Origin of the sequence: Vibrio sp. DW001, from assembly GCF_029016285.1 — a bacterium.
Classification (GTDB): domain Bacteria; phylum Pseudomonadota; class Gammaproteobacteria; order Enterobacterales; family Vibrionaceae; genus Vibrio.
Genome location: NZ_CP091975.1, coordinates 3,491,184 through 3,512,277, shown reverse-complemented (window position 1 = coordinate 3,512,277; position 21,094 = coordinate 3,491,184). Strand labels below are relative to the sequence as shown.

At 41.9% G+C, this 21,094-nt stretch carries 27 protein-coding genes; 14 read left to right on the top strand and 13 right to left on the bottom strand.

Features of this window, described 5'->3' with window-relative positions; all coding sequences use genetic code 11:
* Positions 1 to 154 precede the first annotated feature (154 nt).
* Both L3V77_RS16055 and groL read left to right on the top strand, forming a co-directional pair.
* Positions 155 to 445, top strand: coding sequence for a co-chaperone GroES (locus L3V77_RS16055; protein ID WP_275135021.1), 291 nt, complete (start codon positions 155 to 157; stop codon positions 443 to 445).
* Positions 446 to 514: 69 nt separating this feature from the next.
* Positions 515 to 2,161, top strand: a complete 1,647-nt coding sequence (gene groL, locus L3V77_RS16050; RefSeq protein WP_195704534.1) for a chaperonin GroEL — start codon at positions 515 to 517, stop codon at positions 2,159 to 2,161.
* A gap of 52 nt (positions 2,162 to 2,213) precedes the next feature.
* Here groL and L3V77_RS16045 read toward each other — a convergent pair whose 3' ends face one another.
* From L3V77_RS16045 to L3V77_RS16035, 3 genes are all read right to left on the bottom strand, one after another.
* The gene (locus tag L3V77_RS16045; RefSeq protein WP_275135020.1) at positions 2,214 to 2,387 is read right to left on the bottom strand and encodes a hypothetical protein; all 174 of its coding nucleotides are present in this window, start codon (positions 2,385 to 2,387) and stop codon (positions 2,214 to 2,216) included.
* Positions 2,384 to 2,557, bottom strand: a complete 174-nt coding sequence (locus L3V77_RS16040) for a hypothetical protein (protein WP_275135020.1) — start codon at positions 2,555 to 2,557, stop codon at positions 2,384 to 2,386. Before L3V77_RS16040 ends, L3V77_RS16045 begins: the two co-directional genes overlap by 4 nt.
* Before the next feature lie 166 nt (positions 2,558 to 2,723).
* A complete protein-coding gene (locus L3V77_RS16035; protein WP_275135019.1) occupies positions 2,724 to 2,948 on the bottom strand; it encodes a hypothetical protein in 225 nt (74 codons plus the stop codon).
* Between the two features lie 139 nt (positions 2,949 to 3,087).
* Here L3V77_RS16035 and L3V77_RS16030 point away from each other — a divergent pair, with 139 nt between their 5' ends.
* A complete protein-coding gene (locus L3V77_RS16030) occupies positions 3,088 to 3,561 on the top strand; it encodes a GNAT family N-acetyltransferase (RefSeq protein WP_275135018.1) in 474 nt (157 codons plus the stop codon).
* A gap of 78 nt (positions 3,562 to 3,639) precedes the next feature.
* Here L3V77_RS16030 and crp read toward each other — a convergent pair whose 3' ends face one another.
* The 5 genes from crp to L3V77_RS16005 form a co-directional block, all read right to left on the bottom strand.
* Positions 3,640 to 4,272: a cAMP-activated global transcriptional regulator CRP gene (crp, locus tag L3V77_RS16025; RefSeq protein WP_102523323.1), complete on the bottom strand. Its 633-nt coding sequence runs from the start codon at positions 4,270 to 4,272 to the stop codon at positions 3,640 to 3,642.
* 246 nt (positions 4,273 to 4,518) lie between these two features.
* Positions 4,519 to 5,388, bottom strand: coding sequence for a phosphoribulokinase (locus tag L3V77_RS16020; RefSeq protein WP_195704533.1), 870 nt, complete (start codon positions 5,386 to 5,388; stop codon positions 4,519 to 4,521).
* A 90-nt stretch (positions 5,389 to 5,478) separates the two neighbouring features.
* A complete protein-coding gene (locus L3V77_RS16015; protein ID WP_275135017.1) occupies positions 5,479 to 5,691 on the bottom strand; it encodes a YheU family protein in 213 nt (70 codons plus the stop codon).
* A gap of 15 nt (positions 5,692 to 5,706) precedes the next feature.
* Positions 5,707 to 6,678 carry a hydrolase gene (locus L3V77_RS16010; protein ID WP_275135016.1) on the bottom strand — a complete coding sequence of 324 codons (972 nt, stop codon included), beginning with the start codon at positions 6,676 to 6,678 and terminating at the stop codon, positions 5,707 to 5,709.
* Positions 6,675 to 8,066 carry a PLP-dependent aminotransferase family protein gene (locus L3V77_RS16005; protein ID WP_275135015.1) on the bottom strand — a complete coding sequence of 464 codons (1,392 nt, stop codon included), beginning with the start codon at positions 8,064 to 8,066 and terminating at the stop codon, positions 6,675 to 6,677. The genes L3V77_RS16010 and L3V77_RS16005 overlap by 4 nt, the downstream gene beginning before the upstream one ends.
* Before the next feature lie 127 nt (positions 8,067 to 8,193).
* On the opposite strand from L3V77_RS16005, the gene L3V77_RS16000 reads away from it, so the two are divergent.
* A complete protein-coding gene (locus L3V77_RS16000) occupies positions 8,194 to 8,790 on the top strand; it encodes a LysE family translocator (RefSeq protein ID WP_275135014.1) in 597 nt (198 codons plus the stop codon).
* Between the two features lie 90 nt (positions 8,791 to 8,880).
* Positions 8,881 to 9,333: a hypothetical protein gene (locus L3V77_RS15995; RefSeq protein ID WP_275135013.1), complete on the top strand. Its 453-nt coding sequence runs from the start codon at positions 8,881 to 8,883 to the stop codon at positions 9,331 to 9,333.
* 37 nt (positions 9,334 to 9,370) lie between these two features.
* Here the strand turns inward: L3V77_RS15995 and L3V77_RS15990 are convergent, their stop codons facing one another.
* The 3 genes from L3V77_RS15990 to L3V77_RS15980 form a co-directional block, all read right to left on the bottom strand.
* Positions 9,371 to 10,102, bottom strand: coding sequence for a glutamine amidotransferase (locus tag L3V77_RS15990; RefSeq protein ID WP_275135012.1), 732 nt, complete (start codon positions 10,100 to 10,102; stop codon positions 9,371 to 9,373).
* 215 nt (positions 10,103 to 10,317) lie between these two features.
* Positions 10,318 to 10,779 (bottom strand): TIGR02444 family protein, encoded by a 462-nt coding sequence (locus L3V77_RS15985; protein WP_275135011.1) that lies wholly within the window; start codon positions 10,777 to 10,779, stop codon positions 10,318 to 10,320.
* Positions 10,776 to 12,692, bottom strand: coding sequence for an ABC transporter ATP-binding protein (locus L3V77_RS15980; protein ID WP_275135010.1), 1,917 nt, complete (start codon positions 12,690 to 12,692; stop codon positions 10,776 to 10,778). The genes L3V77_RS15985 and L3V77_RS15980 overlap by 4 nt, the downstream gene beginning before the upstream one ends.
* 181 nt (positions 12,693 to 12,873) lie before the next feature.
* Here L3V77_RS15980 and kefG point away from each other — a divergent pair, with 181 nt between their 5' ends.
* The 5 genes from kefG (at position 12,874) to L3V77_RS15955 (ending at position 17,256) form a co-directional block, all read left to right on the top strand.
* Entirely contained in the window at positions 12,874 to 13,470 is a 597-nt protein-coding gene (gene kefG / locus L3V77_RS15975) for a glutathione-regulated potassium-efflux system ancillary protein KefG (RefSeq protein ID WP_275136797.1), read from the top strand.
* Complete coding sequence (kefB, locus tag L3V77_RS15970; protein ID WP_275135009.1) at positions 13,454 to 15,250, top strand: glutathione-regulated potassium-efflux system protein KefB; 1,797 nt, start codon at positions 13,454 to 13,456, stop codon at positions 15,248 to 15,250. The genes kefG and kefB overlap by 17 nt, the downstream gene beginning before the upstream one ends.
* A 22-nt stretch (positions 15,251 to 15,272) precedes the next feature.
* The gene (locus L3V77_RS15965; protein WP_275135008.1) at positions 15,273 to 15,470 is read left to right on the top strand and encodes a YheV family putative zinc ribbon protein; all 198 of its coding nucleotides are present in this window, start codon (positions 15,273 to 15,275) and stop codon (positions 15,468 to 15,470) included.
* Between the two features lie 104 nt (positions 15,471 to 15,574).
* Complete coding sequence (slyD, locus tag L3V77_RS15960) at positions 15,575 to 16,183, top strand: peptidylprolyl isomerase (protein WP_275135007.1); 609 nt, start codon at positions 15,575 to 15,577, stop codon at positions 16,181 to 16,183.
* 119 nt (positions 16,184 to 16,302) lie between these two features.
* Positions 16,303 to 17,256 (top strand): isoaspartyl peptidase/L-asparaginase, encoded by a 954-nt coding sequence (locus L3V77_RS15955; protein ID WP_275135006.1) that lies wholly within the window; start codon positions 16,303 to 16,305, stop codon positions 17,254 to 17,256.
* A 64-nt stretch (positions 17,257 to 17,320) separates the two neighbouring features.
* On the opposite strand, the gene L3V77_RS15950 is transcribed toward L3V77_RS15955, so the two are convergent.
* Positions 17,321 to 17,548 (bottom strand): SlyX family protein, encoded by a 228-nt coding sequence (locus tag L3V77_RS15950; protein WP_195704521.1) that lies wholly within the window; start codon positions 17,546 to 17,548, stop codon positions 17,321 to 17,323.
* Complete coding sequence (locus tag L3V77_RS15945) at positions 17,541 to 18,524, bottom strand: hypothetical protein (protein WP_275135005.1); 984 nt, start codon at positions 18,522 to 18,524, stop codon at positions 17,541 to 17,543. The genes L3V77_RS15950 and L3V77_RS15945 overlap by 8 nt, the downstream gene beginning before the upstream one ends.
* A gap of 136 nt (positions 18,525 to 18,660) precedes the next feature.
* Between L3V77_RS15945 and fkpA the strand changes: the two genes are divergently transcribed.
* The 4 genes from fkpA to tusC all read left to right on the top strand — a co-directional run bounded on the left by fkpA (position 18,661) and on the right by tusC (position 21,088).
* Positions 18,661 to 19,473: an FKBP-type peptidyl-prolyl cis-trans isomerase gene (fkpA, locus tag L3V77_RS15940; RefSeq protein ID WP_275135004.1), complete on the top strand. Its 813-nt coding sequence runs from the start codon at positions 18,661 to 18,663 to the stop codon at positions 19,471 to 19,473.
* 147 nt (positions 19,474 to 19,620) lie between these two features.
* Entirely contained in the window at positions 19,621 to 20,343 is a 723-nt protein-coding gene (locus L3V77_RS15935) for a transcriptional regulator (protein ID WP_275135003.1), read from the top strand.
* Complete coding sequence (gene tusD / locus L3V77_RS15930; RefSeq protein ID WP_275135002.1) at positions 20,340 to 20,732, top strand: sulfurtransferase complex subunit TusD; 393 nt, start codon at positions 20,340 to 20,342, stop codon at positions 20,730 to 20,732. Before L3V77_RS15935 ends, tusD begins: the two co-directional genes overlap by 4 nt.
* Positions 20,729 to 21,088: a sulfurtransferase complex subunit TusC gene (tusC, locus tag L3V77_RS15925; RefSeq protein WP_275135001.1), complete on the top strand. Its 360-nt coding sequence runs from the start codon at positions 20,729 to 20,731 to the stop codon at positions 21,086 to 21,088. Before tusD ends, tusC begins: the two co-directional genes overlap by 4 nt.
* Positions 21,089 to 21,094 lie beyond the last annotated feature (6 nt).

Here is a 21,094-nt window from a genome sequence, read left to right as displayed (position 1 = left end):
AAACTCGGTTTAGGCTAAAAAAAAATGACTTCTATCGTAAAAATTTTGTTTTTCCCCTTGGGATTTTGCCTCTTGTCCCCCACTTAACTTTCACGCGCTGATAATTCAGTACTAAATTACATTAATGGAAACAACAATCAGGAGAGACGACCCAATGAATATTCGTCCTTTACACGACCGTGTTATCGTTGAACGCAAAGAAGTTGAATCAAAATCTGCAGGTGGCATTGTTCTAACAGGTTCTGCTGCGGAGAAATCTACTCGCGGCATAGTTCTAGCGGTAGGCAATGGCCGTATTTTAGAAAACGGTAATATTCAGCCTTTGGACGTTAAAGTTGGTGATACTATCATTTTCGCAGAAGGTTACGGCACTAAAACTGAGAAAATTGACGGTAAAGAAGTGTTGATCATGTCTGAAAACGACATCATGGCTATTGTTGAATAAGCAAGCGTTGAGTAATTCACTCTTAAACGACAAGCAATTAGAAATAGAATTTAGGAAAGGATATTAAAGATGGCTGCTAAAGACGTAAAATTTGGTAACGAAGCACGAATCAAGATGCTAGAAGGTGTTAACGTTCTAGCTGATGCGGTAAAAGTAACACTTGGACCAAAAGGTCGTAACGTGGTACTAGACAAATCTTTTGGTGCACCAACGATTACTAAAGATGGTGTATCTGTAGCGCGTGAGATTGAACTTGAAGACAAGTTCCAAAACATGGGCGCACAAATGGTTAAAGAAGTAGCATCTCAAGCAAATGATGCTGCTGGTGACGGTACAACAACTGCGACAGTACTTGCTCAATCTATCATTACTGAAGGCCTTAAGGCCGTTGCTGCGGGTATGAACCCAATGGACCTTAAGCGCGGTATCGACAAAGCGGTTATCGCAGCGGTAGAAGAGTTGAAAGGTCTATCTGTTCCTTGTGCGGACTCTAAGGCTATCGCACAGGTTGCTACTATCTCTGCAAATGCAGATGATACTGTTGGTAACATCATTGCAGAAGCAATGGAAAAAGTTGGCCGTGACGGTGTTATTACCGTTGAAGAAGGTCAAGCACTTCAGGATGAACTAGATGTTGTAGAGGGCATGCAATTTGATCGTGGTTATCTATCGCCATATTTCATCACAAACCAAGAAGCGGGTTCGGTTGAACTAGAAAACCCATTCATTCTTCTTATCGACAAGAAAGTGTCTAATATTCGTGAACTACTTACAATATTAGAAGCGGTTGCAAAAGCATCTCGCCCACTGCTTATCATTGCAGAAGATGTAGAAGGTGAAGCGTTAGCTACACTCGTTGTAAATAACATGCGTGGTATTGTGAAAGCTGCGGCCGTTAAAGCGCCTGGTTTTGGTGATCGTCGTAAATCAATGCTTCAAGATATCGCAGTACTTACTTCTGGTACGGTTATCTCTGAGGAAATTGGTCTAGAACTTGAGAAAGCAACGCTAGAAGACCTTGGTCAAGCTAAGCGCGTTATTATCACTAAAGAGAACACAACGATCATTGATGGCCTCGGTCAAGAAGCAATGATTCAAGGGCGTGTATCTCAAATTCGTCAACAAATCGAAGAAGCAACGTCAGACTACGATAAAGAGAAGCTACAAGAACGTGTCGCGAAACTCGCTGGCGGTGTTGCAGTAATCAAAGTCGGTGCAGCAACTGAAGTTGAAATGAAAGAAAAGAAAGATCGCGTAGAAGATGCACTTCACGCTACTCGCGCAGCCGTTGAAGAAGGCGTTGTTGCTGGTGGTGGTGTTGCACTTATTCGTGCAGCATCGAAAGTCGTTGGTCTTGAAGGTGCTAACGAAGAGCAAAACGTAGGTATTCGCGTTGCACTTCGTGCTATGGAAGCGCCATTGCGTCAAATCGTTGAAAATGCGGGTGACGAAGATTCTGTCGTTGCTAATAACGTTAAAGCTGGTGAAGGTAGCTATGGCTACAACGCTGCGACAGGCGAATACGGTGATATGATTGCAATGGGTATCCTAGACCCAACTAAAGTTACTCGTAGTGCGCTACAGTTTGCCGCATCGGTTGCTGGTCTTATGATCACAACAGAAGCGATGATTACCGATATGCCAGCTAAAGATTCAGGTGGAATGCCTGATATGGGCGGCATGGGTGGTATGGGTGGTATGCCAGGCATGATGTAAGAAGGATTTAGCTTCTCGTCACTGAATGACTTGATAGCGGCGTTGATTGTGCTCATGTACAGACGTACATTCCGCGCATTCGCCTTGCTCTCAAGTCACACAGTTTAGAGAACCCTAAACCTTGTTGTAGTAAAAAACCGAAGTTTATCGCTTCGGTTTTTTTGTGCGAGTAGTAATGGTTTGCTCTTATCGTTGATAGTTTGATAGCGGCGTTGATTGTACTCATGTACAGACGTACATTCCGCGCATTCGCCTTGCTCTCAAGTCACACAGTTTAGAGAACCCTAAACCTTGTTGTAGTAAAAAACCGAAGTTTATCGCTTCGGTTTTTTTGTGCGAGTAGTAATGGTTTGCTCTTATCGTTGATAGTTTGATAGCGGCGTTGATTGTACTCATGTACAGACGTACATTCCGCGCATTCGCCTTGTTCTCAAGTCACACAGTTTAGAGAACCCTAAACCTTGTTGTAGTAAAAAACCGAAATTTATCGCTTCGGTTTTTTTGTGCGAGTAGTAATGGTTTGCTCTTATCGTTGATAGTTTGATAGCGGCGTTGATTGTGCTCATGTACAGACGTACATTCCGCGCATTCGCCTTGCTCTCAAGTCACACAGTTTAGAGAACCCTAAACCTTGTTGTAGTAAAAAACCGAAGTTTATCGCTTCGGTTTTTTTGTGCGAGTAGTAATGGTCTGCTCTTATCGTTGATAGTTTGATAGTTTGATAGCGGTGTTGATTGGGCTCATGTACAGACGTACATTCCGCGTATTCGCCTTGCTCTCTAGTCACACAGTTTAGAGAACCCTAAACCTTGTTGTAGTAAAAAACCGAAGTTTTATCGCTTCGGTTTTTTGTGCGTGTAGAAAATGGTTCAATTACTGGTTAGGCTTACCAAATATTAATTATAAGTTAGAAGAGAAGTGACGAAGTGCAAAGTACTATCCGGATACGACCATATGCCCCAGAAGACGCCTGTACGTTGAGAGCGTTGTTTTTTGATACTGTGCGTAGTGTAAATAGAAAGGACTACTCTGAAAGGCAAATAGAAGCTTGGGCATCAGATGAAATTACGCTTGATAGATGGCAGGTACTTCTGGATAAGCTTGTGCCTTTTGTCGCCGAAGTTGATAACAAGATAGTGGGTTATGCCGATCTTCAATCTGATGGGTTGATTGGCCATTTTTATGTCGATCACAATCATCAAAGTATGGGGATTGCTGGTGCTTTAATGCAACAAATCCTCCAGCAAGGTAATAAAAGCAAAATTCCTCGACTCTATTCACATGTCAGTATTACTGCGAAGCCTTTCTTTGAACACTATGGGTTTAAGGTAATAGAAGAGCGACAAGTGGATCTTAGAGGGCAAACACTCATTAATTATAGGATGGAGCTGCGATTATAAACCAATGCGCGTCTTTTCTTATGGCATAAAAAAAGCAGCGTAAACGCTGCTTTTTAATCAGTGCTGTTTGTGACGGTATTAACGTGTACCGTAAACTACGATAGTTTTACCGTGAGCAGAAATTAAATTCTGTTCTTCAAGCATCTTAAGAATACGACCAACGGTTTCACGTGAACAACCTACAATCTGACCAATCTCTTGACGAGTGATCTTAATTTGCATGCCGTCTGGGTGAGTCATCGCATCTGGTTGTTTTGCCAAGTTTAGAAGTGTTTGAGCAATACGACCCGTCACATCTAAGAATGCTAAGTCACCAACTTTTTGGCTAGTCGTTTGTAGACGGCTTGCCATTTGAGCTGAAAGACGCATCAAAATGTCAGGATTAACTTGAATAAGCTGACGGAATTTCTTAAACGAAATCTCAGCTACTTCACATGGTGATTTAGCACGAACCCATGCGGTACGCTCTTGATCTTCTTCGAATAGACCTAGCTCACCGATGAAGTCTCCTTGGTTAAGGTAAGAAAGAATCATCTCTTTACCTTCTTCATCCTTGATAAGCACAGCTACAGAGCCTTTCACAATGTAATACAGAGTTTCCGCTTTTTCTCCAGCGTGAATAAGCGTACTTTTGGAAGGATATTTATGAATATGACAATGCGAAAGAAACCACTCTAACGTTGGATCGGTTTGAGGTTTACCAAGAACCATAATTATCTCACTATTATCTGTAGGGCCTGTGCCAGCAGCTTTCCTTTGCTGTATCCCCATATTATTGGTGACGTTAGCATAAGATTTTAAATTCATAGCTGCAAGCTACACATGTATATAGGTTAAGAATAGTATCCTTTTTTGCAGTCAATTTCTTGATTTTGATCGCCCTGATTTCCCGTTTCTCTAAGCAAAACTGTGCACATCGTCACGGTATCAGAACTAAACTGCATTCAGGCTCAATTTTTAGCCGATTTTCCCGGTTTCTATTAATTGTTGTAGAACCGGTCTGATTATTAATTCCATAGCAAAACTCATTTTTCCTCCTGGCACCACCAGAGTATTATGGCGAGAAACAAAAGAGCCATCAATCATGGCTAAAAGATATGGGAAGTCTACGTTCTTCATTCCACGTAATCGAATTACAACAAAGCTCTCGTCCAAACTCGGTATCGCTTTCGCGTTCAGTGGGTTTGAGGTGTCAACAGTTGGAACCCGTTGGAAGTTTATGTGAGTCCGTGAAAACTGAGGGGTAATGTAGTTAAGGTAATCATCCATAGAACGAACAATGGAGTCGGTCACGGCTTCTCGTGAATGGCCTCTGTCTCGCGTATCTCGTACAAATTTTTGGATCCACTCAAGGTTCACAATGGGGACCATGCCGATTAATAAGTCAACATGTTGTGAAACATTGATATCGCCATCGACAACTGCACCATGTAAGCCTTCATAAAATAGAACATCGCTATCTTCTGCTAAGTCTTGCCAAGGAGTGAATGTGCCGGGCATCTGATTATAAGGCACAGCCTCATCAAAGGAATGTAAGTATCGTCTTACTTGGCCTTGACCTTCATCACCATATTTTCTAAAAAACTGTTCAAGGGCAGGGAAGTTATTGGCTTCCGCACCAAAGTAACTTATGTGTTTGCCTTGTTCTTTGGCTTTTCGAATTTCAATGTCCATTTCCGGACGGGTAAATCGGTGAAAACTGTCACCTTCCACCCACGCGGCTTTCACGTCCATCATACTGAACATTTTTCTGAATGCTTCAGATGTCGTCGTTGTTCCTGCGCCAGATGAACCTGTAACTGCGATAATCGGATGTTTTGCTGACATGAGATTCCTTGTCGTTACATTGATGATAATGCTGATATGAAATTAGTGTATGAGATTCTATAAAAAGAATAAACGCTTTACTTTTTGTTATCAGAACTCGCGCTTGAGTTTTATGTCGACGGTTTCGTGAAGCTCAGAAAAAACAATCACCGCTTCTCCTGTTTTAAGCTGGGTTCGTACCTGATTGACTTTATCGTCTAAGGTGGTTTCGCTTTGGCCGTAATCTGTCCCCTCTCTCAATACAAACTCTTTGATTAGATTTTCAAGCGTCTCACTATCTATTTCTTGCCATGGAATGATCATAAAGCCTACTTTTATTCATGATGCGATGTGTTGGTAATACTTGGGTATTGCTTGTTCCAGCCAAAAAATGGGTTTAGTCAAGGTTCCGGACAAAAAGCCCACATGACCACCTTGTTTAAATAGGCGGTAGTGTATGTTTTTGTTCAATGGAAAGTTGGGTATTACCGCTTGAGTCATAAATGGGTCGTCTTCGGCATGAATGACCTGCAAGGGGATGTTGACCTTATTAATAACATGGATGCCAGAACATTGTTGATAATAATCGTTAGCATTTTTAAACCCATGTAACGGTGCCGTTATCATATCATCGAAGCCATAAAGCGTTTTTAAGGCCTTTAGATCCTGCGTTGAAACGCCAAGTTCCGACACAAGTTGATTCTGTTTCTGTAACGCATTTTTCTTTAGAGAGGATAATAGGTAGTTTCGGTAAACCTTGGAAAATCCTTGTTCAATTCTTGATGAACATGCCTCTAAATCAAGAGGTGCAGAAACGACGGTGGCCGCTTCTACTATAGGGTCGTGACTGTATTTGGCCAAATAATTAACCAGCATGTTTCCACCAAGCGATATACCAATGGCGACCTTCGGCTGATCTGGGAACATGTTTTGTATATGCTCTAAAAAGAAACGAGGGTCTTCGGTTTCACCTGAGTGATAGGCTCTTGCTAGTCGATTGGGTCTGCCGCTACAGCCTCGAAAATGCATCATGACAGATAGCCAACCCTGCTGAGAAAAAGCGTGCATCAAGCCATTGGCGTACGGACTCTCAAAGCTGCCTTCTAAGCCATGAAAAAGGACAAAAATAGGTTTTTCTTTTACCGTTGGGCTAGTCCAATCTTCACTCCAAGCAAGATCAAGGAAGTCGCCGTCTGGTGTTTCTAGTGTCTGCCATTTAGCATAAAAAAGCGGTTGTTTCCGAATCATTCTTGGAATAACGGTCTGTACGTGAGGATTGGTTAACCCTCTTGCTGCGTTAAACTCGGTCATAAAGTAAAGTCACTGATTGGGGTACTATCTAATAAGGCTTTTAACTTAATTAGCCCAGCTTCTACTTGATCTTGATCGATTGGAGAGCTTAATGCAAGTCGTACGGCAGGAGGTACATTCGCGGCTGGCGGCGTAAATAGTTCCGCTGACTTTACGATAACGCCATCATATGCTGCTTTTTGGACAAAGTCGCTTAAGCGCCAATGGTCAGGCAGTGTTAACCAAAGGTGGAAGCAGTCGTGGGTGTATTGGAGTTGAAAATTAGATAAATAGGTCAGCGCGAGTTCTAGCCTTCCTCTCATTTCAGTCCGGATATAATCTAAGGTATGTTCAAGTTTGTTGGAACGAAGCAGCTCACAGGTTAATGCGGTAAGTAATGGACTAATCATCCAGCTATGGTTTTGCAACGTAATACTAAGGTGAGGGTGCAGTTTACTGGGGGGTTGAATGTAACCCACACGTAACCCCGGAGCGAGACATTTGGAAAAAGCACCAATATGAAAAACCTGTTCAGGTGCTAAGTTAACCATTGGTGGTGGGGCATCTGCTGGAAGAAGGCCATTCACATCGTCTTCTATGACATATAGATCATGTCGTTTACAGATGTCTAGTATAGCGATACGCCGCTCTAAGGACATGGTTGCTGTTGTAGGATTTTGTAATGTAGGGGTTAAATAGATAAATCGAGCTTGAAATTGCCGGCAAGCCGCTTCAAGCGCATGAGGGATAATCCCCTCTTCATCCATTTCAATACCTTTAACGGTTAGCTGTTTCTGTTTGGCTAAACTAATCAAACCAGGATACGTAAGCTTTTCCGCTAAAATGGTGTCTCCTGCTCGAGTGAATGCCTCAAATACCATCTGCATCCCATGCTGTGCACCAGAACAAAACAACAATCTTTCTGCGTCAAGTTGAACGCCATGTTCATTTAGCCAATCAGCCACAATCTCTCTATGGGAGTCAATGCCCGTTGGTTTTTGATAGATCATAAACTGGTTGAGCGCTTGGGGTGATTGAGCGACCTTCTCCATTGCTTCTTTTAGCATGTCGCTGCGGTCAAACATAGGAGGGATATTGAAGCCGAAATTGCATTCGTTTGACTCATAATTATCCCCTTGATCAAATGCCCAATATGCCTTTTTTTTGTCTACCACATAGGTGCCAGCCCCGACTCGTGCTTCCACTAAGCCTTTTCGTTCTGCTTCGGAGTAAGCTCGTGTCACCGTGCCAACGGTGACACCTAATTTGTCGGCCAATAGGCGATGGGTGGGTAGTTTATCGTTCGCCACTAAATGACCGGCTTCAATTTGCTCAGCCAATCGCTCTGCGATCTGTTTGTATTTAGGCGTTTTGTTTGTATCGGATAACTGAAAATCTATGATTGTCATGGTGACAATAAATCCTTTGATCTTTAGATGATGCATTGTTATGGTCATTTTGTACGCAAAAAACGAGAAAATCAACCAGAAATTAGAAATTGTACCGATACAATGTCTAGGGTGTGAGGAATACAAAATGGAATGGCAATTTTTTATCTCAATAGCGATGTTCGCGATTGTAATGACAGGAACACCGGGACCAAATAACGTCATGTTAACGGCTTCAGGTGCCAACTTTGGCTATCGACGATCTTTGCCACATGCCTTTGGTATCGGTGTCGGTTTAATGAGCATGATTCTATTGTTGGCTTCAGGCCTTGGCCTCATCTTCCAGCAATACCCGGTTATACAAGATGCGATGAAATGGGTGGGCAGCAGTTATTTATTTTACTTAGCTTGGAAAATCGCTAATGCAAAACCCGTTTCCGAACACGGAGATGCAGGTAGTAAGCCAATGACATTTGTGGAGGCGGCGTTATTTCAGTACCTTAATCCCAAAGCATGGATGATGATGGTCACGGCAATAGGCTCATTTTCATTGCAAGGTAATGAATATTGGTGGTCAATATTGGTTATTGCGGTAATTTTTTGGATTACTCAGATACAAACGTCATCTATTTGGGTTGGTTTTGGAACATTAATTGGTCGCTGGTTATCAAGCACACTTGCTTGGAGACGATTTAACCTTTGTATGGGATCGTTGACTGCTATTTGTGTTGTGTTTATTTGGTAAAAATCCTTTCTTCAATTTGATCTTAAGCACAGGCATATGATTTGTAATGGTTTAATATAGATTGATATTAAACTAATTGGATATTAAATTATGCAGAAAATTAAGGTTTTAGTGATTTTGGCATTGGTGATGGTGTCGAGTGGATGCGCCACTAGACTGGAGGCGACAATGTCTCCAGGGCAAGAATTAAAAGATTTTGGAAATGTTTACGTAGAGCATTTTGGTCCTGACAAACGTAACATGCATTATATTATTGCTGATAAACTGACAATGCTTGGTTACCCCGCAACCCCTATTGAGGAAAATGGATCGCCTAAAAATGCAGATGTGATCATTACTTATGTAGATAATTGGCAGTGGGATATCACCAATTATTTAATACAAATAAAAATAGACGCACGCAATGATAAAAGACATTTACTTATTTCTGGGGAATCTTACAGAACGTCATTAGCAAGGAAAGAACCCGAGTTTATGATTCAAGAAACATTGGAAAAAATACTTCAGGAAGCTGGCTTAAAATACAATCATTTACCAGAATAAATGAGATTAAATAAGCAGTTACCATGACTGTAACTGCTTATTTATTGGTACGCGAACAGAAATTAGCAAACTCTAATAGTAAGCTTCTCGATTCGATACAGTTTTTTATTTTTGTCTGCTTATATGTGTAATCTTCTGTAACTTCGCTTCTCAAACCTGCGAGTGAAAGCCGCATAATGTCCGCTGTAAATTCTGGATGAAACTGAACACCCCAAGTACATTTCCCTATTCTAAAGGCGTGGTGAGGCTCAAAATCATTACTAGCCAACAGTGTAGCTGTTTTTGGTAGCGTTAATACCGATTGGAAATGAACGGCATGGACGGAAAAGTGTGCGGGTAAATGAGCAAAAATAGGATCGTGTTCTGCGGCGCTTAATTTATATATATCGACAGTGCCTATCTCGAGTCCTTTAGGGTGGTAACCTACCTCTCCACCCATCGCTTGTGCGATAAGTTGATGACCGAAGCAGATGCCTAATAAGGGTATCTGGTTGTGAACAAGTTGAGATATTTCTGTTGAGAGGCGAAGCATCCAATCTGCTTTTTCTGTCGCCATGGATAAAGACCCCATAATAATCACGCCAGCAATCGTGTCTAAATTGGGGAGTGGGTTCAATATACCGTCGTGAAAAATGATGTCGAGGGTCTGTTTATCTGAAGTAAGTTTTTGTTCTGTAATGGCATTTTTTGCCCAAATTTCAAAATCACCAAATTTTTTATATTGTGCTTCGGGTGCTGATCCCACATTTACGATGATTATTTTTTTCATTTTTACCCTTTTGACCATCCATGATCTAAAAACTATTTGACCTATAATCAAGCCAATACTTATACAGTAAATGACGGTTTATATCGGCCTCATAACGAGTTCTTTTCTATAAGTAACAGATTCATTTAAACGAAATTTTGGTGTTTAATGATTTATCCATCTCTTTTTAATGTAGATAAATCAATGAAATGGTTCAAGGATTTTTTGACAACATCTTAGCTAGAGGGCTTGGGGAAATTATTAAAGAGGTGTTCTGCATTGAGTGAGCGGCAGTAGCGTAATGTCAGTGGTTCGGCTTTATTTAATGCGAACTCTATGGAGTTTATGCAGTCGACTAAATCGGACTGCTGTTGCTTCTCTAGTAATAACTCAAACTCTAAAGATTCTCGGTATAGCGTGGCTGGTAGGTGCGATTTTGTTTTTTTTCGTAAAGTTCTAAAGTGTAAAAGTAGTTCTTCAGTGCGATGAAGGCAGTGTTGGATTTTTGTCCAATCATGTTCATCGAAAATAAGCTCTTGTTCATCTAACCACTTCAGTAAAAGTAACAAATTGACATTTCCGTGGTAATTGTTTTGTAGAGAAAGACACGCTTCTTTAACGCCTCGCACGTTGTAATACTGCAAACTGAATTGCCATAAACGTTCTAAGGTGAGTGAAAAAGAAGCGAGTTTTGTCATTTAAATACTTGTTCCATCTCTTCTAACGATTCTTGAATAGTCATCCACTCTAGTTCGATATCTTCTAGAGAAGATTTAGATGTTGCTTGAAGTGCTAATACTTGGTTAAGTTTAGCTTTATTTTCAGCCTGGTACAGTGATGTGTCTAATAACTCTTGTTCGGTTTCCGCGAGCGTTACGCCAAGCTTATCCATTTTCTTTTCAAGTTTTTCCAGCTCTTTTCTGAGTGGCGCGGTTTGTTTGCGAAATTCGGCTTCTTTGCGCTTTTGCTCTTTCTTCGATGTCGCATTATTAGACCCACTCTTAGCGGGAAGATCTTGTGCTGCCTCTTTTTTATCGGCTTTATTTTGCTCCGTCAACCATTTGTAGTAATCATTTAGATCACCATCAAAGGGGGAAACTTGGCGGTCGTGTACAAGATAAAGATCGTCCGTTGTCGCGCGCAGTAAATATCTATCGTGACTGACGATAACCATCGCACCTTCAAAAGTTTGCAATGCAAACGTCAATGCTTGACGCATATCTAAGTCAAGATGGTTGGTTGGTTCATCGAGTAGTAATAGGTTTGGTTTTTGCCAAACCACTAACGCTAGAACCAAGCGGGCTTTTTCTCCTCCTGAAAAAGGAGCGACTTTATCTAATGCTTTGTCACCATGAAATCCAAAGCTACCTAAATAGTTTCTAAGTTCTTGTTCTGTCTGTTTTGGGGCTATTTGCATCATATGTTGCAATGCCGTTTCTTCAGGGTGAAGGGTCTCTAACTGGTGCTGGGCAAAGTAGCCGATGTTGACACCCTGTGAATAGGTGAGATCGCCACCTTGTGGCGCAAGTTCGCCGGAAAGCAGTTTAATTAGAGTGGATTTACCCGCTCCATTTCGTCCTAAAAGGCCGATTCGACTACCGGGAACTAAGTTTAGTCGAATTTTTTCTAAAATAAGGTTGTCGTCATACCCTGCCGAGACCTCATCCATCATTAATATTGGGTTTGGTAGAGCAGAAGGAATACGAAACTCAAAGTTGAATGGGTTGTCCAGTTGAGCAGGAAGAACCTTCTCCATCTTTTCTAGGGCTTTGATTCTGCTCTGAGCTTGTTTTGCTTTAGAGGCTTTATAGCGAAAACGATCGATATAGCTCTGCATATGGTTAACTTGCTTCTGCTGCTTTTGGAACATGGCTTGCTGTAGAACCAATTTTTCAGCACGCTGATTTTCAAACGACGAATAGTTACCGGTGTATTGATTAAGAAGCTGATTTTCTACGTGGATAATTCGATTTATGATTGGATCTAGGAAATCCCGATCGTGAGAGATCAAAATAAGTGTTCCTGGATAGTTTTGCAGCCATTTTTCTAGCCACATAACCGCATCGAGATCTAAGTGGTTGGTTGGTTCATCGAGTAGTAGCAGATCTGAACGGCATAACAGGGCTTGTGCCAAGTTTAGTCGCATACGCCAACCACCAGAGAACTGGGTCAAATTCCAGCTCATCTGCTCTTGACTAAAACCTAAACCATTGAGTAGTTCGGCCGATCTAGCTCGTATAGTGTACCCACCTATAGTTTCTATTTTTCCATGTAGTTCGGCAACCAAGGTGCCATTATCAACCTCTTCCGCTCTAGTTAACTGAGCTTCTAGATTTCGATATTCCCTATCACCATCAATGACATATTCCAGAGCCGGACGTTCTAGAGCCGGGGTTTCTTGCGCAACCCAAGCGAGTTCCCAGTGTGCGGGTTGAGCAAAGGATCCGGCGTCAATGGAAAGTTCGCCTTTTAGTAGCGCAAATAGTGTGGATTTACCACAACCATTTTTACCCACTAAACCGACTTTATCTCCGGGATGAATAGTCGCAGTGGCTTGTTCTAGGAGAGCTTTACCGCCTCGCAGCAGTTGAATATCTGAAAACGTAATCATAGAAATCTTATTGATAGGAAATGGTTTAAACGCGGGAATAGTAGGCGTTCTGAGAATAAAAGTCGATCATTATGCAATTTGCGATATGATGTTTGATACTAAAAAATGAATAAAGCTAGCATATCATTGGTTTGAGTAAACTATCGATGATAACTAAATGCAAAAGGAAGCTCTTCAAGGAATGATAGACGCGACTATGCCTCTACCACGTATTTTGGTGATTTTTGTCCATCCGGAACCGGGTACTTCTGTTGCCAATAATGTGATGCTAAAAAAGATACAAGATCTCGAGCACGTAACGGTTCATGATCTCTATGCCCAGTATCCAGACTTTTTTATTGATGTTCAAAAAGAACATCAACTTTTGCTGTCTCATGATATCGTCGTATTTCAACACCCTTTGTTTATGTACTCTTGCCCTGCGCTTTTGAAAGAATGGATGGATCGAGTGTTGGGTAAAGGCTTTGCCTTTGGTGACAACTGCGCTTTAAAGGGAAAGCATTGGCGTAGTGTAATTACAACCGGAGGTGCACGAGAAGCTTTTGACCCGTCAGGCTATAACAAATACCCAATGGAAGAGATATTACAGCCATTTGAGTTAACGGCGGGTTTGTGTCGAATGAACTGGATGGAGCCGATAGTTTTACATTGGGCTAGGCATATCACTGATGTGGAACGATTACAGCATGCTGAAGCCTACCGTCATTGGTTAATGAATCCATGGGAATCGTACGAAGTAGAAAAATCGGAGGACTTAGCTGATGGCAATGACGAATGATTTTTTGCAAAGCAGTGTGATTTTTTTATCCGCAGCCGTTGTTGCCGTACCACTTGCACAACGAATGGGCCTAGGTTCTGTCTTGGGGTACCTACTTGCTGGTGTCGCGATTGGACCGTGGGGTTTTGGGTTAATCAGTGATGTTGACGCTATCCTTCATTTTGCTGAATTTGGTGTGGTGTTATTACTTTTTCTTATCGGACTAGAACTTAACCCAAAAAAACTATGGCAGATGAGAAATCCAATTCTAGGTTTAGGTGGTGCTCAAGTTGTGGTGACTTCTTGCGTACTTGCCAGCATCGCGAGTCTCTTTGGGCTATCATGGCAAACCAGTTTGGTGGTAGGGATGGGGTTAGCTTTGTCTTCTACTGCGATAGCCCTTCGAGTTATTGAAGAGCAGGGGTTAGGAGGCACAGAAACAGGTCAATCCGGTTTTGCCGTTCTATTATTCCAAGATATCGCTGTGATACCAATGTTGGCTATATTGCCTGTACTTGCCGGAGGTAACGGGGGGGGGGATTGGCTCGATACCATGACGACTTTTGGTTCTATTATTGTGTTGCTCGTTGGTGGCCATTTCCTACTGCGCCCATTATTTCGATATGTTGTGACAAGCGGTGTACGAGAGTTGTTTACCGTGGCTGCTCTTCTTGTGGTTATTGGTATAGCGTTAATCATGCAAAGCCTAGGTTTGTCTATGGCACTTGGTACTTTTCTCGCTGGTGTTCTGCTTGCGGAGAGTGAATATCGACATGAATTAGAAGTGGCCATTGAACCGTTTAAAGGCTTGTTGTTAGGGTTATTCTTTATCGCAGTAGGCATGGCAGTAAACTTAGGCCTTATCATTTTAGAACCTTTTAAAATATTATTGGCTGTTGTCAGTCTTGTCGTAATAAAGGGGGTTATCCTCTACATTTTGGCCCGTCTTTTTGGTACGCAAGCAAAGGCTCGGAGTCGAATGGCTGCGATTTTGAGCCAAGGTGGTGAGTTTGCTTTTGTTCTGTTCACGGCAGCACAAGCCGAGAATTTATTAGACCCCGAGTTGGTTGCTTTTTTGTTGGTTGTGGTCAGTTTATCTATGGTGACCACACCGTTGTTACTGCTTGCACAGAAGAAATGGTTTTCTGCAATAATTAACAATGATGAAGGGCTTGCGCAAGAAGATGTGATTGATCGAAATCCAAGAGTGATTATTGCGGGTTTTGGTCGCTTTGGTCAGGTTGTCGGTCGACTGATGTATGCCAATAAGATCCGGATTACCGTATTAGAAAGTGATGCGAGCCAAATAAGGTTGTTGAGAAAATATGGCTACAAAGTGTTTTATGGTGACGCGACTCAGTTGGATCTATTACGTGCAGCAGGCGCTGATAAAGCAGAAGCCTTAGTTGCCTGTACCGATAGTCCTGATGAGATCTTACATATTGTGGAAATCTGCCAACAACATTTTCCTAACCTGAAAATTCTTGCTCGTGCTCGAAGCCGTGTCGAGGCTTATCAGTTATTAAATCATGGTGTACCAAATTATTCGCGTGAAACATTTTTAGGCGCATTGGATTTGGGAAGGCAATTACTCGTTGAACTAGGGATGCATCCGTATCAGGCAAAAAGATCAGAGGACCACTTTCGTAAGCTGGATAACGCCATGCTAAAAGAGCTGTTACCTAAACATACCGATGATAACGACCTTGCCCAGCGCTCAAAAGAGTCTCGAAAAGAGTTAGAAGAGATATTCGGTCAAGAGATGGAAACCGATAACCAATCGACCAACCACTGGAAATAGAATTCGAATAGGTTAAATTACGATGAAAATTAAAAAACGATTTATTGCGGGAGCAAGCTGCCCGAAGTGCTCTAGTCAAGATTCACTTCGTTGGTGGGTAGAGAATAGTATTGAAATGGTAGAGTGCGTTGAATGCGGCCATATAGATAAACGGCTACCTAAATCTGTTGAGTCATCAGAGCATGCGAATGACGATATGATCGGTTTTTTTAAGCCCTAGGGTTTGAGTTTCTTTTTTTTGCCCCCATAATAGCCCCTATTCGGAACATATATAAATCTTGTTGGTAGAAAGTTTAACTACCCCTAATTCTCTTTGGAGCAGAAATGAATATTGAAAAGAACGTTGTTGTAAGCCTTGCATACCAAGTGAAGCTTGAAGAAGGTGTTGTAGTTGATGAAGCAACAGCAGAAAATCCTTTAGACTATTTACATGGTCACAACAACCTTGTTACAGGCCTTGAGGCCGAGCTTGAAGGTAAAAAGGCAGGGGACAAATTCACAGCAACCCTTACTCCAGAAGATGCGTACGGTGAACATAATGATGCGTTAGTACAGCGTGTCCCTGCGAATGTATTTCAAGGTGTAGAGCAGATTGAAGTCGGTATGCGTTTCTTAGCCGATACTGATCAAGGTCCAATCCCTGTTGAAGTAACAGAAGTGGATGGTGACGAAGTTGTCGTCGACGGTAACCACATGCTTGCAGGTCAAACACTGACATTTGATGTCGAAGTAATGGCAACTCGCGAAGCAACAGCAGAAGAATTGGAACACGGTCACATCCATGATGAAGGTGGTTGTGGTCACGACCATGATCATGAAGGTGGTTGTTGTGGTGGCGAAGGGCACGATCACGGCGAAGGCAAAAAAGAAGGCTGTTGCGGCGGCGGTAAAGAAAAAGGTGAAAACGGCGGCGGTTGTGGTTGTTCACACTAAGATTGATTAACCTTAAACCAATAAACCTTTGGTGTTGGTTTAGATTTGATTAAAATAAAACCCTAAGCACTCATTATGAGATATTTAGGGTTTTTTTGTTTATAGATTAAGGACGATTTATGTCGATATCTCCATTTGCATTTGCTATCCATGGTGGCGCCGGAACTATCCTAAAAAAAAATCTAACACCAGAACTAAATAGCGAGATAAGAAGGGCTCTTGAAAAATCTGTTCGGGCAGGATATGACATTTTGAGACAAGATGGAGATGCCTTAGACGCAGCCGTTGCAGCGGTAAAGGTGTTAGAAGATTGTCCCCATTTTAATGCTGGAAAAGGCTCGGTTTTGACCCATACAGAAATGGTTGAGATGGATGCCTCTGTGATGCATGGCAAGCAGATGGAGGCTGGCGCGGTTGCCGGGGTTAAACATATTAAAAACCCAATAGAGCTTGCTTGCGAAATCATGAGGAAAAGTGAACATGTATTTCTAATCGGTGATGGGGCTGAACAATTTGCCTTTGAAAATGGTTTTGATTACACCGAGCAAGATTATTTCTTCACTGATCGCCGTTATGAGCAGTTACTCTCAATGAAAGAAGCGGGCATATTCGGTCTTTCTGAATCTAAGTTTCCAGACGACAAGAAATTTGGAACGGTTGGGGCCGTTGCACTGGACCGGCAAGGTAATCTCGCTGCCGCCACAAGTACAGGCGGCTTAACCAATAAAAAATATGGTCGCGTTGGTGATTCTTCCATTATTGGTGCCGGTACCTTTGCTGAAAATCATAATGTTGCTATCTCTACTACCGGTATGGGTGAGTGTTTTATTCGAAAAATGGTGGCAGCCGATGTCGCTGCTCGAATGCGATATCTTAAAGAAGACGTGTATACCGCGAGTGAAATGGTTATACAAGGTGAGCTAAAATTGATGGGTGGTGAAGGTGGGTTAATCGCTATTGATCACCAAGGAAACATTCATAATGCAATGAACAGTTCAGGTATGTATCGCGCCAGTATAGATACGTCTGGTGAATTAAAAGTGGCAATATTTGTAGATGAAGTGGCAGGCTAGGTACTGAACGACTAGCCTTTCCTAATTCAAAATTGCTTCTTAATCTTAAACGTACTTTTCACATCTAGTAATGTGGTGGAGGTGTTTCTTCAGAAGCATCTGCCATATTCGAAGGATCTAGATTCTTTACCTTCCCTACGACATATTTCATCTGATCTAGCATCTTAGTGATCAGCAGTTGTTGTTGGCTAAGCGCTTCGTTTAGTTCATCAATCGTCTGCTCTTGGAAAGCCATTTTATATTCTAGATCTTCGATGCGTTGCTGTAATTCTTGAATCGTATTGTTAGTCATCTTCTATATTCCAAGCCTGTGCAATACCAGCAGAACTCGCCGATATTATTCTGTTTTGACGGTCAAAGGCGGCATCATACACGACTGCACGTGGAGGGCGAGTATCTTTTAGTGGTTCCACATCCCATCCGTCTAAACGTTTTCCTGTTTGTGTATCCCAAAGCATTACTCGTCCGTTTGGAGAACCGGTGACTAAGTAACTCCCATCATCGGAAAAACGCGCACTAGAGAACACTAGTTGCCTTGAAAGAGACTTAAGTGCTGAAATTTTCTTACCTGTCTTAAGATCCCAGATAAAGCTATCACTTGCTCCATCTGACGTAAATGCATACTTACCATCTCGTTGCAGAGCAACTCTGTTAATTCTTGCCTTATGTTCAAATTGAAATAGTGGTTGGCCAGTGTCGGTACTCCAGAAATAAGCTTTGTAATCATTACCGCCGGTTAAAGCAAACTTACCGTTCGAGGAAATTGCGACGGTATTGACTTTTTCTCTGTGAGCAAGGAACTCTAATCGCCTTCCGGTGACTAAATTGACGTAAATGGCCTTTCTATTAGATAGGCCTAATAATACTTGTTCGCCATTGCTTGATATATCTATATCCCGGATTAGCCCATCGGAGACAGACCAAAGACCTTCCGCTTGGCTCCAGGAAAGATCCCAAACAGCAAAGTTGAGTTGTGTGGATGTAACGGCATAGCGACTGTTATCAGAAATACGTATGTGGGAAACTGTGTTCCCATCGGGATCCTGTTTACCTAAAGAGGCTAATTCTTGGTTTTCTTGTAGGTCCCACAGTAACAACTGACGCTCTTTTGAGTAAAGTAATGCAAAGCGGGCATCTCTACTAAGGGCAAAACTAGTGGTGCCTTTTGGCTCAATGGTCCACCTTTCTTCATCTTGAGATGAAAAAAAACAACCATTTAACAGAGTGATGACAATACCCAATAGCATATAATGAGAGATTATTCGCATTCTTATCAAGAATCCAGTTTGTGTCGAGAGGCATATACCTAGTATATTGATACACCAATAATTTTGCACATTTCATTATATTTGATGAGAACTGTGTACTGACGTAAATGGCTATGCCATTAATTTGGAGAATTTAATGAAACCTTTGTTTAAAGTGTCCCTACTCGCTGCAACTGTAATGTTGGCTGTAGGTTGTCAAAAAGAAGAAACACCCAAAGTTGAAGCGGCTCCAGTGGTAGAGCAGGCACAAGCTGAGGCTGAAAAAGCAGTTCACTTTAAAACAGAAGAAGACAAAGCGGCGTACGCTTTCGGTCTTTATTTCGCTAAGAACATTGAATCGAGCATTGAAGGCTCAACTGAAATTGGTATTGAGCTAAAGAAAGAACTTGTACTTCAAGGTATTGAAGATGTTTTTGCTGATACAGAAAAAATGACAGACGATGAACTACGCTTAGCGCTTGAAAGTTTTGAAAAAACCGTTAGCGAAAAGATGCAGGCAAAAGCAGCAGCAGATGCTGAAGCAGCAATGAAGGCAAGCGAAGAGTTCCGTGCTGAATTTGAAAAGCAAGAAGGCGTAATGAAAACTGAATCTGGTCTTCTTTACCAAGTAATGACACCAGCAGAGGGTGATAAGCCTGCTGAAACCGATACGGTTGAAGTGCATTATGTTGGGACATTAATCGACGGGACTAAGTTTGACAGTTCATATGATCGCGATGCAACGGCTACGTTCCCTCTTAATCGAGTGATCCCTGGTTGGACTGAAGGCGTGCAACTTATGTCTGTAGGGTCAAAATATAAGTTTGTTATCCCACCAGAGTTAGCATACGGACCACAAGATACACCGACTATTCCTGGAAACTCAACTCTCGTTTTTGAAGTTGAATTGATCAGCATTGATAACGGTGAAGTTGAAGAAGCACCAGCAGAAACACCTGCTGCGGAATAATTTCTTCAAAAAGAACGATTAAAAAAGGTTCGGATATCCGAGCCTTTTTTTTTTGACGACAAACCAAACTGATCAAAACGATGCGCAATTCAAATTTTCTGATAAACTTGCACTAATTTGTTGATTTTTAAATCGAGGCTATAAATAGTGGCTACATCAGAAATCGTTCACGCAGAAGCGTTACTCGAAATGGATTCCGTATTTGTTGAACCATTTAGCGAGCATGATCTGACCATTTTAAAATCCTATGAAGCTGTAGTGGATGGTCTTGCTGGTTTAATCGGACCATTCTGTGAAATTGTTCTTCATTCATTGGAGAGTTTAGATACATCAGCGATCAAGATAGCCAATGGTGAGAATACGGGTAGACATGTAGGATCGCCAATTACGGATATGGCGCTGAAAATGCTTAAGGATATTGAAGGTTCCGAGCGTAATTTCTCTAGACCTTATTTTACTCGAGCGAAGGGTGGGGTGTTGATGAAATCTATCACTATCGCTATTCGTAATGGCAATAATCGTGTCATCGGTTTGCTTTGTATCAATATCAATCTAGATGCTCCATTCTCTCAAGTTCTGGAATCTTTCATGCCAACAGATGAGGCAAAAGAAGCAGCCTCTGCAGTAAATTTTGCAAGCGATGTGGTTGAATTGGTTGACCAAACCGTAGAACAGAGTATAGAAGATATCAATGCAGATAAGTCGGTATCGAATAATACTAAAAACCGCCAGATTGTCATGGAGCTTTACGACAAAGGCATTTTTGATATTAAAGATGCGATTAACCGTGTTGCGGACCGCTTGAACATTTCCAAACATACCGTCTATCTTTATATTCGTCAGCGTAAAACTGAGGATGGAGAAAAGTGAGTTTAGGTTACACCCTTGTTGTTAACGGCAGCGTATATGGCTCTCAGTCGGCAAGAAACGCATATGCGTTTGCTAATGCAGTGCTTGAGAAAGGTCATACACTCGTCTCCGTATTTTTCTATCAAGAAGGGGTAACCAATGGTTCTAAACTGGTGGTGCCAGCCAACGATGAGTTTGACTTAACGGTAGCTTGGCAAAAACTGGCTATTGAGCATAACATCCGTTTAGAAACATGTGTCGCAGCCGCATTGCGTCGTGGCGTATTGAGCCAAGAAGAAGCCACTCAAAACAAACGAGAAAGCTTTAATCTGACTAATGGTTTTGAACAAGCCGGTTTGGGTAGTTTAGCTGAGGCGTTATTGACGCAAGACAGAGTGGTTCAATTTTGAAGAAGATTGGTTTTGTCTTCCGTTCTCATCCACATTCTTCGGCAAAAGGGCGTGAAGGATTAGACGCATTATTAGCAGCTTCTGCTTACAGTGAAAATATCGCGGTGTTTTTTATTGGCGATGGAGTCACTCAGTTAATGACAAATCAAAATACGGCTTCTATTTATTCTAGAGATTATGTGCCAGCGTTTAAGCTTATGGACCTTTATGACATAGAAGAGATATACGTTTGTTCTGCCTCTTTGAAAGCGAATGGTATGGCCGAAGCAAAGTTGGTTTTAGTTGATGTCGTCCGACTAAACACCGATGACCTTGCGAAACAGCTACACGGTTGCGATAAGCTGCTTACTTTTTAAGGGACT

Bases quoted from the DNA above. Each gene is read 5' to 3' on its own strand.
- L3V77_RS15990 (WP_275135012.1), bottom strand. From the start codon at position 10,102: ATGAAAAAAATAATCATCGTAAATGTGGGATCAGCACCCGAAGCACAA.
- slyD (WP_275135007.1), top strand. From the start codon at position 15,575: ATGAATATTGAAAAGAACGTTGTTGTAAGCCTTGCATACCAAGTGAAG.
- kefG (WP_275136797.1), top strand. From the start codon at position 12,874: ATGATAGACGCGACTATGCCTCTACCACGTATTTTGGTGATTTTTGTC.
- L3V77_RS16015 (WP_275135017.1), bottom strand. From the start codon at position 5,691: ATGATCATTCCATGGCAAGAAATAGATAGTGAGACGCTTGAAAATCTA.
- L3V77_RS16000 (WP_275135014.1), top strand. From the start codon at position 8,194: ATGGAATGGCAATTTTTTATCTCAATAGCGATGTTCGCGATTGTAATG.
- L3V77_RS15955 (WP_275135006.1), top strand. From the start codon at position 16,303: ATGTCGATATCTCCATTTGCATTTGCTATCCATGGTGGCGCCGGAACT.
- L3V77_RS16010 (WP_275135016.1), bottom strand. From the start codon at position 6,678: ATGACCGAGTTTAACGCAGCAAGAGGGTTAACCAATCCTCACGTACAG.
- L3V77_RS15945 (WP_275135005.1), bottom strand. From the start codon at position 18,524: ATGCGAATAATCTCTCATTATATGCTATTGGGTATTGTCATCACTCTG.
- kefB (WP_275135009.1), top strand. From the start codon at position 13,454: ATGGCAATGACGAATGATTTTTTGCAAAGCAGTGTGATTTTTTTATCC.
- L3V77_RS16020 (WP_195704533.1), bottom strand. From the start codon at position 5,388: ATGTCAGCAAAACATCCGATTATCGCAGTTACAGGTTCATCTGGCGCA.
- L3V77_RS15995 (WP_275135013.1), top strand. From the start codon at position 8,881: ATGCAGAAAATTAAGGTTTTAGTGATTTTGGCATTGGTGATGGTGTCG.
- L3V77_RS16045 (WP_275135020.1), bottom strand. From the start codon at position 2,387: ATGAGTACAATCAACGCCGCTATCAAACTATCAACGATAAGAGCAAAC.
- L3V77_RS15965 (WP_275135008.1), top strand. From the start codon at position 15,273: ATGAAAATTAAAAAACGATTTATTGCGGGAGCAAGCTGCCCGAAGTGC.
- fkpA (WP_275135004.1), top strand. From the start codon at position 18,661: ATGAAACCTTTGTTTAAAGTGTCCCTACTCGCTGCAACTGTAATGTTG.
- L3V77_RS15980 (WP_275135010.1), bottom strand. From the start codon at position 12,692: ATGATTACGTTTTCAGATATTCAACTGCTGCGAGGCGGTAAAGCTCTC.
- L3V77_RS16005 (WP_275135015.1), bottom strand. From the start codon at position 8,066: ATGACAATCATAGATTTTCAGTTATCCGATACAAACAAAACGCCTAAA.
- L3V77_RS15985 (WP_275135011.1), bottom strand. From the start codon at position 10,779: ATGACAAAACTCGCTTCTTTTTCACTCACCTTAGAACGTTTATGGCAA.
- L3V77_RS15950 (WP_195704521.1), bottom strand. From the start codon at position 17,548: ATGACTAACAATACGATTCAAGAATTACAGCAACGCATCGAAGATCTA.
- crp (WP_102523323.1), bottom strand. From the start codon at position 4,272: ATGGTTCTTGGTAAACCTCAAACCGATCCAACGTTAGAGTGGTTTCTT.
- L3V77_RS16040 (WP_275135020.1), bottom strand. From the start codon at position 2,557: ATGAGTACAATCAACGCCGCTATCAAACTATCAACGATAAGAGCAAAC.
- groL (WP_195704534.1), top strand. From the start codon at position 515: ATGGCTGCTAAAGACGTAAAATTTGGTAACGAAGCACGAATCAAGATG.
- L3V77_RS16055 (WP_275135021.1), top strand. From the start codon at position 155: ATGAATATTCGTCCTTTACACGACCGTGTTATCGTTGAACGCAAAGAA.